General features: G+C 55.6%; 11 protein-coding genes and 2 pseudogenes. 8 read left to right on the top strand and 5 right to left on the bottom strand.

Going from position 1 to position 14,834, the window contains the following annotated elements; all coding sequences use genetic code 11:
- The first annotated feature begins 328 nt into the window (after positions 1-328).
- The 3 genes from tnpA to VI123_RS17765 all read left to right on the top strand — a co-directional run bounded on the left by tnpA (position 329) and on the right by VI123_RS17765 (position 2,607).
- Positions 329-721 (top strand): IS200/IS605 family transposase, encoded by a 393-nt coding sequence (gene tnpA, locus VI123_RS17755; protein WP_336339516.1) that lies wholly within the window; start codon positions 329-331, stop codon positions 719-721.
- A 1-nt stretch (position 722) separates the two neighbouring features.
- Positions 723-1,976 (top strand): transposase, encoded by a 1,254-nt coding sequence (locus VI123_RS17760; RefSeq protein ID WP_336339407.1) that lies wholly within the window; start codon positions 723-725, stop codon positions 1,974-1,976.
- A 484-nt stretch (positions 1,977-2,460) separates the two neighbouring features.
- Entirely contained in the window at positions 2,461-2,607 is a 147-nt protein-coding gene (locus VI123_RS17765; protein ID WP_336339408.1) for a hypothetical protein, read from the top strand.
- A gap of 26 nt (positions 2,608-2,633) precedes the next feature.
- Here the strand turns inward: VI123_RS17765 and VI123_RS17770 are convergent, their stop codons facing one another.
- Positions 2,634-3,626, bottom strand: coding sequence for a hypothetical protein (locus VI123_RS17770; RefSeq protein WP_336339517.1), 993 nt, complete (start codon positions 3,624-3,626; stop codon positions 2,634-2,636).
- A gap of 525 nt (positions 3,627-4,151) precedes the next feature.
- On the opposite strand from VI123_RS17770, the gene VI123_RS17775 reads away from it, so the two are divergent.
- On the top strand, positions 4,152-4,991 hold the full coding sequence (locus VI123_RS17775) for a hypothetical protein (RefSeq protein ID WP_336339409.1): 840 nt from the start codon (positions 4,152-4,154) through the stop codon (positions 4,989-4,991).
- A 495-nt stretch (positions 4,992-5,486) separates the two neighbouring features.
- Here the strand turns inward: VI123_RS17775 and VI123_RS17780 are convergent, their stop codons facing one another.
- From VI123_RS17780 to VI123_RS17790, 3 genes are all read right to left on the bottom strand, one after another.
- Positions 5,487-5,786 carry a hypothetical protein gene (locus VI123_RS17780; RefSeq protein ID WP_336339410.1) on the bottom strand — a complete coding sequence of 100 codons (300 nt, stop codon included), beginning with the start codon at positions 5,784-5,786 and terminating at the stop codon, positions 5,487-5,489.
- Between the two features lie 983 nt (positions 5,787-6,769).
- Positions 6,770-7,129: a DUF7344 domain-containing protein gene (locus VI123_RS17785; protein ID WP_336339411.1), complete on the bottom strand. Its 360-nt coding sequence runs from the start codon at positions 7,127-7,129 to the stop codon at positions 6,770-6,772.
- Between the two features lie 86 nt (positions 7,130-7,215).
- Entirely contained in the window at positions 7,216-7,872 is a 657-nt protein-coding gene (locus VI123_RS17790) for a helix-turn-helix domain-containing protein (RefSeq protein ID WP_336339412.1), read from the bottom strand.
- Positions 7,873-7,969: 97 nt separating this feature from the next.
- Between VI123_RS17790 and VI123_RS17795 the strand changes: the two genes are divergently transcribed.
- The 3 genes and pseudogenes from VI123_RS17795 (at position 7,970) to VI123_RS17805 (ending at position 12,753) form a co-directional block, all read left to right on the top strand.
- Entirely contained in the window at positions 7,970-9,547 is a 1,578-nt protein-coding gene (locus VI123_RS17795) for a primase-associated protein (RefSeq protein ID WP_336339413.1), read from the top strand.
- Positions 9,548-11,509: 1,962 nt separating this feature from the next.
- On the top strand, positions 11,510-11,746 hold the full coding sequence (locus VI123_RS17800; RefSeq protein ID WP_336339414.1) for a hypothetical protein: 237 nt from the start codon (positions 11,510-11,512) through the stop codon (positions 11,744-11,746).
- A gap of 157 nt (positions 11,747-11,903) precedes the next feature.
- Positions 11,904-12,753 (top strand): annotated as a pseudogene (locus tag VI123_RS17805) (DUF955 domain-containing protein).
- A 19-nt stretch (positions 12,754-12,772) separates the two neighbouring features.
- Here the strand turns inward: VI123_RS17805 and VI123_RS17810 are convergent.
- Positions 12,773-14,071, bottom strand: a complete 1,299-nt coding sequence (locus tag VI123_RS17810; RefSeq protein ID WP_336339415.1) for an HNH endonuclease — start codon at positions 14,069-14,071, stop codon at positions 12,773-12,775.
- A 231-nt stretch (positions 14,072-14,302) separates the two neighbouring features.
- On the opposite strand from VI123_RS17810, the pseudogene VI123_RS17815 reads away from it, so the two are divergent.
- Positions 14,303-14,722, top strand: a pseudogene (locus VI123_RS17815) (hypothetical protein); the annotation flags it as partial.
- Positions 14,723-14,834 lie beyond the last annotated feature (112 nt).

Here is a 14,834-nt window from a genome sequence, read left to right on the forward strand (position 1 = left end):
CGCACGAACAGAAGTGTTCCTCGCGCTGTGTCTCCGACTCGTCATTGCCATCACCAACTACGAGCGAGGAAACGAACCGGGCTGTGAGAAACTATGAGATGGATTCTATGACACGCTCTAGCGGGCAAAGTGACGCGAGAATCGCCCTCACCTAGCCTCTCGAAACCGTGGTCGCGGAAGCTATCTTGAATCAGCGAGAGAACCCCGCCGTTCACGGCGGGCGTGAATCGCGTAAGCCCGGTGCCACCGTCCACGCGGGTCTACCTGACCGAATACCCACCGGCACAAGAATTATGCAACTTGGGTGTATGGTTTTTGGCAAGGCCAAATAGAGTACCACCTGCAATCCGGGTCGCACACGGTCTACGCGCTCCAATATCACTTTGTGACCGTCACGAAGTACCGAGCCGACATTCTCACCGATGAGCGGCTGGAGCGCGTAGCCGAAGTCGCCCACGAGATTGCAGAGGACTTCGAGGCCGACATTCAGAACGTGGACGGTGGTACCGACCACGTTCACATCCTGTTCACGACCAAACCCACCACAAACCTCACGAAGTTCATCAACTCCCTGAAGGGCGTCACCTCGCGCCGGATTCGGAAGGAGTACCCCGAGGTGAAAGACCGCCTCGAAGATGCCTTCTGGCAACCGGGGTACTTCCTCACCACGACCGGGCAGGTCAGCATCGACGTGTTGATGGACTACGTTGAAAACCAGTAGCATGACCACCACGACTACGAAAACGCTGGAGGCCACGCTCGCCCCACCGACAGCCCACAAAGAGCGCAAACTGTGTGACTTGCTCGACACCTACCGGGCAGGACTCCACGAAGCGTTCGACGCCGGGTGCAAGACGATGACCGCCACCAGCGACGTGGTGACGCCCTACGACCTGCCGTATCAGGCGAAGGCAGCCCTGTGTAACTACGTCCCGCAACTGCACGGCACCTACGACGCTCAGGAGTTAGACGACGACCATCCGATTCGACTCACCAACCAAGCCGCCGAGTTCGACCACTCGCCGGAGCGAGACTACGAGTTTACGTGGTGGGTGCCACAGCCGGGTCGTGGGACGAACTTCTGGATTCCGCTTCGCATCAATCCCGCCCAAGAGGAACTGTGGCACGACCTCGTTGACGGTGAGGCGTCGGCAGGGCAACTTCGCCTGCAACGCCACCGCACGTCGTGGACACTCCACGTCACCGTCGAGTACCCGGTCGAAGAACCTGACTACGACGCGACAGACGACGTGACACCAGTCGGCTTCGATATTGGCGAAGCACACCTGCTCGCGGGCTGTGCCTGCGAGCAGGGCACTCCGACTGACCCACTACTCATCAACGGCGGTCAAGCGCGACACCTCCGCAAAGAGATGTTCACGACGCTCTGCCGCCTGCAAGAGCGTGACGCCGCCCAGTGGCGGATTGACGAGCGATTTGACCACTACCAGAACGCGCTCACGGACATTATCGAGAAGGCCAGCCGGGAAGCCGTCGAGTACGCCCGTCGCTTCGAGAAGCCGGTTATCGTCCTCGAAGATTTGGCCTACATCCGCGAGTCGCTGGACTACGGCGAGTGGATGAACCGACGCCTCCACGCATGGGCGTTCGCTCGCGTTCAACAGCGCATCGAGGACAAAGCACGAGAGACTGGTATCCCGGTCAGATACGTCCGACCGGACTACACGAGTCAGACGTGCCACGAGTGCGGTCACATCGGGTATCGGAATGGCGACGAGTTCCGATGCCAAAACGAGGAGTGTTGGGTCACGGAGTATCACGCAGACATTAACGCGGCGGTCAACATCGCTGACCGCCACGACCCGTGGGGTGAGAGCCTGCCGCTGAAACCGGCGGGCGATGACATTTCACGGGATGGGAGCGCCTGTGACAGCGCCGCGACCCCCACCGAGCAGAGCCAACCTCGGCAGATGACGCTCGGAGAGGTCGGGTCGGAACCCTCTGCCGGTCGGTAGCCGGTATTCCCATGCAGGGAAGCCGCGCCGTTCACGGCGCGGAGGATGTCACGGGCCTGTTCAGTACGAGGCACTGCGCGCGTATTGGCAGGGTGCGGTACTCCTGTTCCCGCTCGGCTTTGGTATGTACCTGCTCGGTCAGGCTGTTGGATTCTTTCCCACTGGAAACGCAGATGTCATCGGACACCTCGTTGGACTCGTGTTGGGTGCTGGGTATGCAGTGGGCCGGGGGTGTGTACAATAAGGACACTCGATATATTCCAGCGTGTCGTCCTTGGTATGCAGTCCTTCTGGCGGTAGAGGCGCAGACATTGGGTCACAGCACTCGCTTCGACAGCCGACAGGCTGGGCCCTCTCAGTCACGAACCGCTCGCTCTCTCTGTCACTGAATGGACTGACTCTCCTCTACGGGTATGTCCCACAAAGTGAACTCGAACCGCAAGGGACCCTCAGATATTTTTGATTGTTGGTTGATCGATAATGCATGAAAGTGACAAACAGAGTGAAAGAAGCGATTAAACAGACCCGACTTGCCAAGCAGGAAGTGGACGACTCCACCGTGTCTAAGGAGCTTGAGCACGCTTTGGAAGCGCTAGAGGACGCGTTGGAGACACTCGAAGACGACGATTGATATAACCGTTGTAGGCGGTGGTTACGCTACCCACCAGCCGAAGAGTCGTGGAATGACCGGCCGGATCGAAATTCGGTCAGTTCAGCGATCCGGTCTTCCAGTTCTTCAATTTCGGTGCGGAGTTCGTCAGCTTCGTCGCCCTCGGTCGCCGCAAGTCGGTCTTTCAGCCCCTGCAGGCGTGTTTCTTTCTCTTGTTCGGCCACATCGGCCTTGCGAACGTACTCGCTCGATTCGATGTCGTAGACATCGGACTCGGAAAGATCGGTCACGTCGAGTGCGTCGTCGACTTTGCTGGAGTCGACCGTCGTCAACCGTTCGCGTTCGATGCCAGCGGACTCGAACGCGTTTAACACTAACTCGTCATCTTTGAGCGACCGGTTCCGACGCGTGGTCCGCTGGACGGACCCAAACTGCCCAGAGACCGGCTGGTCGTGATGAAGTCGGTCAAGCAAGACGCTGCGAACGTCTTTCCGGAGGTCGTCTGCGTTGCGCTGCACGTCCGAGAGCAGGGTGTAGATGTTCACGAGTGCGGGCGTGTCGACAGCATCGAGCGAAGCTATGTCGTGGCGCTCAAGCGCGTCAATCAGCAATAGCGCGTCTGCATATACATCCAGGTCCGGTTCTTCGCGCCCGGTCTCGTCGGATTCCCCACTACGGCTTTGGGCTTCTACCAGCGGCGATCCCGTCGACTGATCGCTTTCGGTCAGTGTTCCAGCTCGGTCGTCCACCTCGAAGCGCGGATGGAGAGATAACACAGTCGCGTACGGTTCCGCGTCCGGCGGCAAGCGGTCAACGTCGAATTCGCCACGAGCGTCGCTCACACGCTGGTATAGCGTCTCAAATTGGTCTTTCTGGAGCGGAATCGTCTCGTCGTCGTCCCGATACTGAATCAGCACTCGATGTTCCTGTACATCCACGATGCTGAAGGCTTTACGCGATAGCGGGGTGACGAGGATTGCATCAGACTGCAGTGCTTCAATGTTCTCAAGTAGGTTGTTCCATGTCGGCCCAAAGGTCATGATCAAGGATATGTGGTGATCGGTGAAAACCATAGGGCAGAGCGGTTGAATCAGATGACTACCGCTTGGCGATATGGAATGAAGACCAATCTTGACTTCTGAGAGACTCTCCTTCCCGAGTCGCGTGGCGTTGTATTTTTGTGTTCCAGGCAGAGTGAGGAGAGTCAGTCGCAGTTGCTCCAGCGTGCATGCTTGATACTGCGCTTGCTGGGATCGGCTCTTCTCGAGGAGAACCATGACACGAGACATCGCATCACCGTTGAGTCGCACTGATACGAAACTAAAGACCGTTCTCGTTCTGTCTTTTGAGAAAACTACTGATAGCCAGGTTCGGCGTGTCCGATACCTTGCCTGTCGTGGGGAAGAAACGATGTGGCGGATCGAAGAGCGTCGTTGCGGTGCTGACTGGCAAATCATCGATACAGAACCCATCACGGACCTCCAGTCAAGCCTCTCCGATCAGGCTCCGAAGGCAGAGCGGCATACGGACGTAGGCGTATGACCAGGCCTTCACCGACAGACGGTTTGGATGATCTCGTCGACAGGACTGCCCTGACGCATTCGGCTGAACAACCGTATGGCGACCATGCACAGGTCTTGTCGCAAGTTGACGATCAATCCGCGCTGCTGGATGTGCCCGTCGCAATCTGTTGTCCGAACTGTGGCGAGGTAGTCACGCTGTACGAACGGGGCCTACCAAGCGATGTCCCGTACTTCGATACTGCATGCACACAATGTGACGTCGACTTACGGACGTGGTGTGCTGTTGGCGTTGACGCAGCCTATCTCCAGATTGTCGAACCCGAACCACTCACGACGATGGTTCAGCAATTCTGGGACGAGTGGCTCTGGAGTGGAATCACCAACAGCAAGGGTGAACCACGTACCGACGAGTATACCGAACGGTTCGCGACGAAAACTGTAGCTTTCGGGTGGGACTGGGAGGTTACCTGTCCACTGTGTCGACGCACACGTACTGATCTTGAACGTGACTCAGCACTCGTCGGCGGGAATCTAGACTATCACCACTGGTCGGACAACCCTGATCAAGGGGTCTGTCTCTGTCGCGAGTGCCACGATATCATCGGCTTCGACACCTATGATACAGAACTTGAGGAGCGAGCGGAATCATGGGGATTTGACTCTCGTCACGACCTGCAGGTCATTCGCCTTGCGCTTCGAGATGCTGCAGTAACCGGTCGGCCAGTTGGAACTCGATCTGCAACTGCTCTCGTCGATCGATATAATCTCCTGCACTCTCCCGAGTGCGTTCGCCAACTCCTCGGAAGTATCAGTACCGATGAGTCGCTCCGAGAACGGTTCCTTGATAAACGCATAGTGGCTGGTATCGAAGCAACCTGCTGACGAGTAACAGATCAGACCGACACAATCGCGTTCCCAACTCACTAAGAGTGTAGCGACCAAGCGATGGAGATTAGACTCTTACCAGCAACGTTGCGTGAACCGCCGCGGGGTCAAGCCCCGAGGCACTCGGCCTGCCCCGCCTGTAGACCAGTGGCCACTGGCTGAGGAGGAATTGCGTCCCAAAATAGGTGGCATAGGACGGTAGTGTTGTGTGCATTCAATAGCGACTGGTTTGCTGGTAAATATGTACACACACCCGCTCTTTCTGCGAGATACTGCCACACTTGTGATGGCTACCGTGCTAATCACCGCTTCATTTTCAGAGTATATCGCCTTCGAAACTGGAGTCGTCTGTCCAATCCGCCGAGTAACTAAAGTTGCTGGCTCTGGATGACAGTGTATAGTTGATTGAGTAGAGCTATGAAGCACACTGGCCAACCGCCTCTCCCAGATTGGATCCAAAGTGCCTATCAGACACTCGAGAGAGCGTATGGTTCAGACACCGACGAACTTTCGAGGACTGACGCACATGAGTTCCTTCTGGCTGAAGCCGAGCATATTGAGGAGCACGCTGATGCAGTATATGCGGTTGATCGACTTCTTGACCGTGGCTGGCTCTACGAGGTCAATGGCCAACTTCGCAAAACCGAATAAACTGTACGTATCCACAGCGACGGTCTCTAACTCTGTATCACCTTTTTGTATTGTAATGGTTGTGATACCCGATTTGTCCGGGAAACGGGGTTCCATGTACAAGGGGTGGAACCCGGAGCGTGTGACAAAGCCGAGTTCCATACTGTTTTCCGAAAGCTGGCAGTATAATAGCTACTAATTGAGTACCAGATTCTATCATCGATACAGTACGTCAGATAGACAACGGCAAACGGTAGATACGCCACCCACACAACTTCGCTACGACCGTCTTTGTCTCATTGCCCGTCGGTTGTGGGAGTCGTCGTTCCCTTCATTGCAACTGTTCGCGGCGTTGGACAGTCACACTCTGTTCTAAGTAGTGCCTTGTGTCCAGGTGCGGTCTGTAAGAGTGCTTCTAAGTCGTCTGTATACACGCCCCGCTCGGTCTCAACGGTCAATACAACCTGTTCGCCACACCGCCGACACGCGCGTCCGAGTGGGATCGCTTCTCCCATATTGTTTCTTTTGGGCGATGGAACCTAGAATGTATCGCCACCGGAGTGAAACTGAAACTGTCGGGTTGTCCGTGCTCACGCAGGCGGTTAACCAACAGCCTCACGAGTACTGGTCGATTGTTGGTTAATGTATGTAAACTATAAGTAAGTGACAATACATACAAGACCGTGCTTTCAGACAGTATTTCTATGCAGACGTCTCTCGGGTGGTCACACCAATCTCCAGCCCAGACTTCGACTACCGAGAGGAAGCCAAGCCACAGTTCCTGACTGACACTGACGCGCCGCTGAGAGACTCACAGTAGCCCCAAACCAATGCAAGTTGACTCGTACAAGAAGGCGTGGGAAGTGCTCGCCTTCGCCGACGAACACTCGAACAGCGAACTTAAACAAGTCCGGCTCTGTTGAAATCCTCAGCCACTGATAGTTTGCTGAGGCCGTGGTGAATACAGCGCGCGTATCGGTCACCAGCGGGTAGCCGAAAACGAGCCGAATGAATCGTTCGATAGAGTCTGTTTTACTCAATCTACGCTGCCTCAGCCGGGTGTACGAATGTGTATTGTTCGTCGTCTTCGTCTTCTCGATGGAGCGATTTTGTACTGAGCGAGAATGGGGAGCGGTTGATCGACGCTATTCGAGTACTGGTTCGAGTGTGGGGTCGGCACCGAGAACCGTAGACAATGTCGACTGCACCCGATCGAGTTGCTCGGTTGGTTCCACGAACTGTCGCTCTGGATCATACGTTATGAGTCCCCCCGAGGCCAACTTCGGGAGGTGGACGTGATGGAGTGAGAGGCGAACATCGGTTAGTACGTCCTTAGACGCCTCTGGAATTGTCGTATGGTGATTGTACTTGAGGACGGCCTCGGTAAGGTCGTCGATCGTGACAGACCGCCGGTCTTCAACGAGCGTCCCGAGGACGATCCGCCGGTACCGATGCTGACATAGGTTGAGTACCGAGTCGAAGGTGAGAGACCCCTTATTCGTCATATTCACATACAGACGACCGACGACAATCATCTTGCCTTTTTCATATACAACCCTTTTTCATACACAACCCGGGCTTACATACCCACTCAGGGTTGGACTGTAAGGGCTGAGAGTGTGCTCCCGAGGACGTGTTTGATTCCCCCACGGAGACGGGAGCCGACGGCCTGCTGTGAGATGCCGAGTTCCTCGCCGAGGGCTTCCAACGTGACCTGGCGGGGCGACTCGTAGTACCCACGTTGGTAGGCAAGCACCAGCGCCTCTAGCTGGGTGTCAGTGAGGTCGGCTTCGGTTGCCGTCTCAACCGGCGTGAGTGCGTGCAGTGCCGTCATCGTTATCGGGATGTCCAGCTCTCGACAGCGTCGTTGAAACTCAACGAGGTCACGTCGGTCATCACAGCGAACCTCGAATGTCCACCATTGGCTTGTCCCGATGGCCTCGATCAGTGTAACACCTGTCTCCGCCAGTACGGTTAGCACGCCTTCGTAGTCTAGCGGCCACTCGACGCGTAACAAGTACTCGTCATCGACAGAGTCGACGAGCCGAATGCTCTTCACGCCCAGGTGCTCGGTGAACGCGCTCTCGATGTCGGTGACTTCGGTTCCCCGCACCCAGAAGTAGGGAATCACCACGCCCTCTGTGGGGATGAGTCGCTCCAGTTCGACCCTCACGTTCGGCAGTTGGTCGAACACTGTCCCCAAGGGGAACTGGTCTGACGGAACCGTGAACCTCGCCTCAGTAGCCATTGTTCATACCGTTTGCGTCCAGCTTGTAAAGGTCTGCCGCGGATTGCACCGTGCTTACGACGCCACACACAATACCGGCTGATTCAGTCGAATCAACGTGGAACCAACATACAACCGGTGCTGCATCCAGCCTCTATATTCAGCAAGCCACTCCTGTCAATTTCAGAGGGTTTCAACAGAGCTACAAGTCCTTGATCGAGGCTTCAAAGAGTACGCCGAAGGGGGCGGCGAAGAAGACCTCATCGAAGACGTCGACACAATTTGCGAGTGGGCATTCGACTCCACAATTCGAACCAAACGATTCGATGAACCCAAGCTCAAAGTCCCAGGCGTCCTTGCAGTCTTGAGCACACTGGCCAGTTGCGCTATCCGCAAACACGAATATCTCGAAAATGCTCCCCCTGAAAAAATCCAGCTGATTCAGCATGTTCAGTACATGCATACGAATTTATTAATGACGATGATGGGGCAATTTGATCCAGACTGGTTCCTTCATATTGGTGATAGACTATACGAAAAAGAGTTGGACCAGGCGCGACCTCACCCCGCCTGTGGAGCCACTGCAATTGTCTTGCACGAAGATGCCGACCCCGAGTTCGACAAGTTCTTCGAGATTCCAATGGTCGCCGCAACCGAGCGCTGCAAGGCCCGCTTCCATGGGGGGAGTTGGGGCGGGCGGTATGGGCCCGAAGACAACGAAGCCGTCGGTGAAACGCACTATCATATTCGTGATAATAACATCTACGTCCTCATCGAACACGCCGAAGCCCTCCTCTGGGAGCGACAAAGTGAGGCGTTCAATGCACTCATCGAGTTCGGGTGGGAAGCCATCCACGAAGACGAAATCCAGACTGTCTTCAACGAGAGTGAGATCATCAAACCGGAGATTGAAGACTTGTTGAAACACGGAGATAAAGACCAACTCTGGACCGACTGGGACCCCCAAGAAAATCTGCTTCGACTCGTCCGAAATGCGGCCAAACAGGTCGACGACCTGGACCCAACCGAGTACAATCAGGCCGGGGACTACTTCGATGCCATAGATAATTACGAGGCCGATGGGTTTGGAGAAAGCAGCGCAAAAACCAAGATAAAGAACACAAAATCCCTGGCAGTAAAACTAACATCTATCTCTGAGTCTGAAGATTTCCCCTCCGTGGATATCAAACGCCACGACCGGGGTCGTGCAGATTATACAGTCGGGTCAGGGGGTGGGAGTGGCAAAGAAATCACCCTCGAATCGCTGGATGATATCTTCGAATTACCGTGTTTCAAAAACATGGTTGAGGCATTAAAATTAGAGAATAGTGGGCCGGTGAGAAAGGACCTGTATAACTTTGTTCGAATGGTGTATTGGCTGGAAGGATATCACGATTTACCGGAGCAAAAACGAGAAGATGCGGTGGTTGATGACATCCACGATCTCTTTGAAAGTAAGTGGGACTGGTACGACCGCGAGACCACCGATTATCAGGCTCGTTATGAATTGCGGAACGGCGATATCAATGGGAACACCCCGTTGCCGATGCACTGCGACAACCCCGATATGCAATCTCACTGCATCGGGAAGCATGCTTGTCCCTACTCGATCTACGGGAGCCTTCCCTTCCCCCAAGAGATGTACGACCAGCTCGAAGACAATGAACGGGGCGGGCAGCAGCGATTGTTTGATTGAGGATTAGCGGATTAATTTTTGAATAGGGGGGACTAATATTATATTTGCCGGTTGTCCAGAGCACCAGGGTTTCAGGATTTGTTTGAATGCAGTGTGAGAAAATAGATTAGATTTATTATAAATTGGAGTCCACCTGTTTCTAAAGAAAGTTCTGGCAACTCAATCCCCATACTCCGGATAAACTGCCTTTTTGCTATATCGGTCACTTCCTCGACCCCTTCTCGGACCATCAAAGTACCGTATTCGGCCGTGTACACTCTTCTATGGTGTGATGAACCCCATTTGTCCCGTTTCTTGCTAATTAGACAATAGAAGCGATTGACACTAATTCTAAAACGCTGAAATTCGCACGTGTACACTCTTCTGAGGCATGTACACTCTTTTCGCCTCAAATTTGTCATGGTGGCCAGTATATTGGACTGGCCAAATTCCTGAATCCTCGTTTTTTGTACGTGTACACTCTTCTGAGGCATGTACACTCTTTTTGCCGGTCACAATAGCCATGCTGAGACCGCTCTAATGCCCAATTTCTCGGTATAGAGGTATAATACGTCCATAATTCCTTCGTGGGAGAACCGGCAAAACGTGGTACACACTCTTTTACCGGATTAGAGCGGATTATAGGCCCTATAAAATCCTTAAAAGAATGTACACTCTGTGTATTCCTAGCCGATTTGTCCAAAGAAAGAGGGGGGAATACGGGAATACGGAGGTGAAGCCGGGCACCGCCGGCAGCGGGCTTCAAACGAGCGCGGATCTGGTGGCCCCCCAGGGGTGGCGATATATCAGGAAGATAAGATAGAATGAAGCCGGTGGGCAGTCGGAGAGAGGGGACCCGCACATGGCCCACAAGAGAGTCTCGATGGTGGGCCAACCCAGACGGCCGGTAGGTGGGATGAGACAACGTCGACGACACTGGGTGGACGCAGAGATCGGTGATGGTGGAACGACAGTGAGTCGAGACAGTGACATGGGTGGAGACAAGGGAGGTGGTGACAGGAGTGACAGACTACCAGTGGGGATAGTGGGAGGTCCATGGGGACAAGCGTGGGTTTGGCAATGGTTCGCGACGTGTGGTTTTTCTCACGATTCTGATACAGGCGAAACGTAGCTCGCAGCCGACGAAAGCCCCTCGGGTGAAGCCGGGGGAACGCCCCTCGATGAACGACCACTGTCGCCCCCTGGAGACACGCCGTGCCCGGGAGGGTGTTCGTGACTGCGATGACGGTGGCCCAGACCTCGAAAGCCCTCGTTCGCTCGACCGACCATTCCGGGGCCCACGCTGCGCTCCTCACTCGCAAGCTCGTTGCGGTGCTTGCGGGGCCCGGGACGGACCGAGCGACCTCGCCCTTTCAGTCCAGCCCAGGCGGACCGCACCCGCTACCGCACCCGCTACCGCAACGGCACTGCAACCGCGACAGCACCACCACCGCGACAGCACTGCAACCGCCACCGCGACGGCGACCACAACAGCACCGCAACAGCACCCGCTACTCCCACCGCAACCAGCTCTGTAGTGCAAGCCTACGATATGTAGATGAAAAACAAGAAAAACGCAAAAAAGTTTGAGCCGGCAGAAACAGAACCCGGACTGAAAATATATACGAAACCTGATGCGTGACCGGTCAAGCAAGTCGCGCTGATTCTGCAAGACGGGTTATACACAGCCCTCACTCAACTGAAGGGTTCAACCGATGACCAGAACAGAATCAGCAGGCAGTCGCACCGGAAGTCAAACTGGACAGTCGCGATATTCAGCAGAGTCGCTGGAGTAGACACATATGAGAAGTAACCTGTTCAAATACGTGATTGTCGCTTGCATCGGCCTCATCTGGATAACCTGGACCGGCGCGGTCCTCGGGGGACTACTGGCATGAGTGACCAAATCGTCGCTGGCATCACGGCCTTCTACGACTCGCTTCTCACGGGAGTGCAGGAACTCATCTGTGGAGGGACCCTCGCATGACGCACCCATCGCCACTGCACACGCTTCGGGGCTACGTCGAGGTCGTCCACTCCCCAACCGGAGAACTGGGAGTCGGGGGCTACTCCACCACCAACGTCGACGAGCTCAAGCAGCGAAGCACCGGGGTCGTTACCAACATGAAGCGAGTCCGCGATATTGCACGTCGCTTCCACAACTGGGACGTGCCGAGCGAAGCCGACCTCCGCCGCGAAGCAATGCGAGGTGGCCGGTGATGGCTGGCCGTCCGGAGCGGTGTCTGCGCGACGACTGCGATGCCGAGGTCACCGACATCTCGCTGGGGACCTCCTCGAGGGTCGGCAGTCGGTCGCGACCAGAGCCGGTCGCCGACTGCAGTGCCGGGCACTCGAAACCAGTGGGGGCAAACTGACGATGGTTCGAGAAGCCCCGACCAGTTGTCTGCGCGACGACTGCGAAGCCAGCGAAGAGTCCCAGGAGTGGCTCGACGTCCAGAGTCGCTTCCACGACTACACCTACCGGAATACGCTCCTCAAAGCGGCAGTGTCCCGAGGCGAGCCGGGTTGCGGGCTACCGGACGTGGCAGGAGAAGTTCGATCGCCACGTCACGGAGGGCGAGTCGGCCATCTGGATCTGGGCGCCGATTATCACGAAGCAGTGCCCGGAGTGCGAGAACTCGCCGAACTACCACGAGGACAGTGACTGTGAGTACGACGAGACGCCGCCCGAGGAGTGGTCCGAGGGTCTGGTCGGGTTCAAGCCCGCGCCGGTGTTCGATGTCTCCCAGACCGAGGGCGAGCCGCTTCCCGACCTGGACACGGAAGCGACCGGCGACGCCGGCGACCTCGTCGACCAGTTGACTGCCGCCGGTGACGACCTTGGCGTGACGGTGCGGATCGTTCCAGCCGAGGAGTGGACGCACGGTGAGGCGAAGGGGATCTGCGAGCAGCTGAGTCTCGTCGATGTCCAACCGCTCGTCGAGGTGCGTGATCGGGCGAACGAGGCCGACCTCGCGCGGACGCTGATTCACGAGTATGCACACGCCCTGCTCCACTTCGATGTCGACGACGACACCGAGCGGGCGAAACGTGAAGTCGAGGCCGAAGCCGTCGCGTACGTCGTCGGGCGCTACTGTGGGTTAGATACCAGCGGGTCGGCGTTCTACCTCGCTGCGTGGGAGTCGGACGATCCTGAGGTCGTTCGCGAGCGCCTCGGCCGGATTAGTCGAACGGCAGAAGAACTCATCGACGTTCTGGAGGACTAGACCTATTTGTTAGTTGAGATTATTTCAGCAGCCCAGACAGGAAGGAAGAAGAGCCGCCAAGGACCCGATCCAGCCGCCAGGTAAACAGTCCACGTGCAGCTGAAACAAGGAGGACAGTTCCAATAACCCAGAGCAATACGCTTCCGAGAACATAGCTTCCAATCAAGATACCGACTTGGCCAATCGCTACGGCTCCAAGGAGTCGTTTTTTCTCTCGTTCGTATATTTCTGAGAGCTTGTTGAACTCATCCAAATCCTCTGGTAAGGAGAAGCCCTTGTTAGCCCCCCGTTTCCAGACAGTCGGGGCCATTGATACGCCCACCAAACCTTCTGGACCACTAGAGACGGTGAGATTTTGCAGATCTATAGTCCATTCAGTATCACATTCCGTACATCGAAGCAACGTGTAAGAATGGTTGGTTACCTCAATAGAACGCCGGATAACGGTCGTCTCTCCGGTGCAGACTGGACAGCTGTCCGGGGTAATCGGTGTTATAGAGGTCGTGTTTGAGTCGATTCGATCCAATTCACTTGCTATCTCCCCGTAGAGTCGATTAATCAGCGCCTCCGACTTCTCCGTATAATCCTCAAGTGCGGCATCGAGATCATCTGCGAGTAGTTTTAAATCTACTAGCGTGGCACGAAGATCCTCATCCTTTGGGCCAGCGGAGAGGTTCTCAAGGGTAGCGCGATACTCTTCGACCACTACTTGTAGTTCTACGCCAGCCTTCTGGAAATCATTATATCTGGAGATCGTACTCTTCGAGTCGGTCCACGAAATCTCCTCATCAAATGTACTAAGTTCAGAATACAGGCTCTGAAGATGGTCATCAAGTTCAGTAACCGTTTCGTCTATCTTCCGCGAGAGTCGATCGGATTCTTTGTCCGCGGGCAGTGACTGAGCAGTCTCAAAGAGCTCGTTCAATTCCTCGATGGCCTCAATAACCCCGTTCACTAATTCATAGGTATTCGCTATCTGATTCCCACACGATATCTCATCGGCGACTGAATAGGGGAATCTGCTCTCGTTCAGGGGGAATTGTAGCTGTGCTTGAGACGAGGTCTCGGAGGGGCGAGCGCTATCGGCTGTCGGAGCCACAGAATTCCCGTGAATAGCATCGTGACAATCTTTACAGAGGGTTTTCAGATTGCTCGTGTTATGGGTTCCACCCTTACTCTTTGGGACAATATGGTGGGCATGAAGCTCTGCATCGCCACGAGGACCACCGACTGCACCGCAGTTCTGACAGGTAAAATCATCTCTGCGGTAAACCTCTTTACGGCGTGATCCCCAATCGCTGGGATACCCCTCACTCATTACCAAATAAATCTTAGACGTAGCGAATAGTGGTTTTGGTGTGGTATTGGCCAAGACTCGCCACCTTCTGAGTTGAGGATGTTTGATTGCCACTGATGTCAGAGGGTCCCAGAAGTATGTATTGGGGGAATGTCGTGTTAACCAACAAATAGCGGACCCTCAGTCGTATCGTTGGTTAACTTTTTCTGCGCCCGCCGAGGGGCGGAGGCGCGTTCTGACCTCCGTCGAATGATGACTGAACCCGATCTCACGACGGTCTTCGAGGAAGCCGAGCACGTTGCCGAGCAGCATGACCAGATCGCACGTACGACAGACAACCAAGCCCACGAGTACCTCCGATACGCCGTTCTTCGGGTGCTCGAAGGCGAGGCGGACCACCTCCCAACAGACTGGACCCCAATCGACGGCGTGACCGTCGGCTACGGGAGCGACGACGCGATGTTCGATAGCTGGGGCTCCAGCGAAGACTGGTGGGAAACTGTCCCGCCCCAGGAGGCGTGTACCCGCTTCCGGGTGTTCTTCCCGGACGACCACCAGACGGTCCCCCGCGACATCGTCGACGTGATGGCCGCGCTCGGTGCCTGGCGAGTGTGGACCGGGAGCGCAGCGGCGTGCGGCTCCTACGACCATCGAGAGCGCCGCGAGGTCCACCTTTGACAGCGAGAGAGTCCTGCCGTTCACGGCGTGCGTGAATCACGTAAGCTCCGATGAGAATCACTGCATCAATGCTGGTCTTGAGCCTCCAACGAGATGATTGGGTTCT

Source organism: Haloarcula sp. DT43 (assembly GCF_037078405.1).
GTDB lineage: Archaea > Halobacteriota > Halobacteria > Halobacteriales > Haloarculaceae > Haloarcula > Haloarcula brevis.

Coding starts and splice junctions, on each gene's coding strand:
- VI123_RS17765 (WP_336339408.1), top strand. CDS start 2,461: ATGAAAGTGACAAACAGAGTGAAAGAAGCGATTAAACAGACCCGACTT.
- VI123_RS17800 (WP_336339414.1), top strand. CDS start 11,510: ATGACGCACCCATCGCCACTGCACACGCTTCGGGGCTACGTCGAGGTC.
- VI123_RS17785 (WP_336339411.1), bottom strand. CDS start 7,129: ATGACGAATAAGGGGTCTCTCACCTTCGACTCGGTACTCAACCTATGT.
- VI123_RS17760 (WP_336339407.1), top strand. CDS start 723: ATGACCACCACGACTACGAAAACGCTGGAGGCCACGCTCGCCCCACCG.
- VI123_RS17790 (WP_336339412.1), bottom strand. CDS start 7,872: ATGGCTACTGAGGCGAGGTTCACGGTTCCGTCAGACCAGTTCCCCTTG.
- VI123_RS17770 (WP_336339517.1), bottom strand. CDS start 3,626: ATGACCTTTGGGCCGACATGGAACAACCTACTTGAGAACATTGAAGCA.
- VI123_RS17810 (WP_336339415.1), bottom strand. CDS start 14,071: ATGAGTGAGGGGTATCCCAGCGATTGGGGATCACGCCGTAAAGAGGTT.
- VI123_RS17780 (WP_336339410.1), bottom strand. CDS start 5,786: ATGGAACTCGGCTTTGTCACACGCTCCGGGTTCCACCCCTTGTACATG.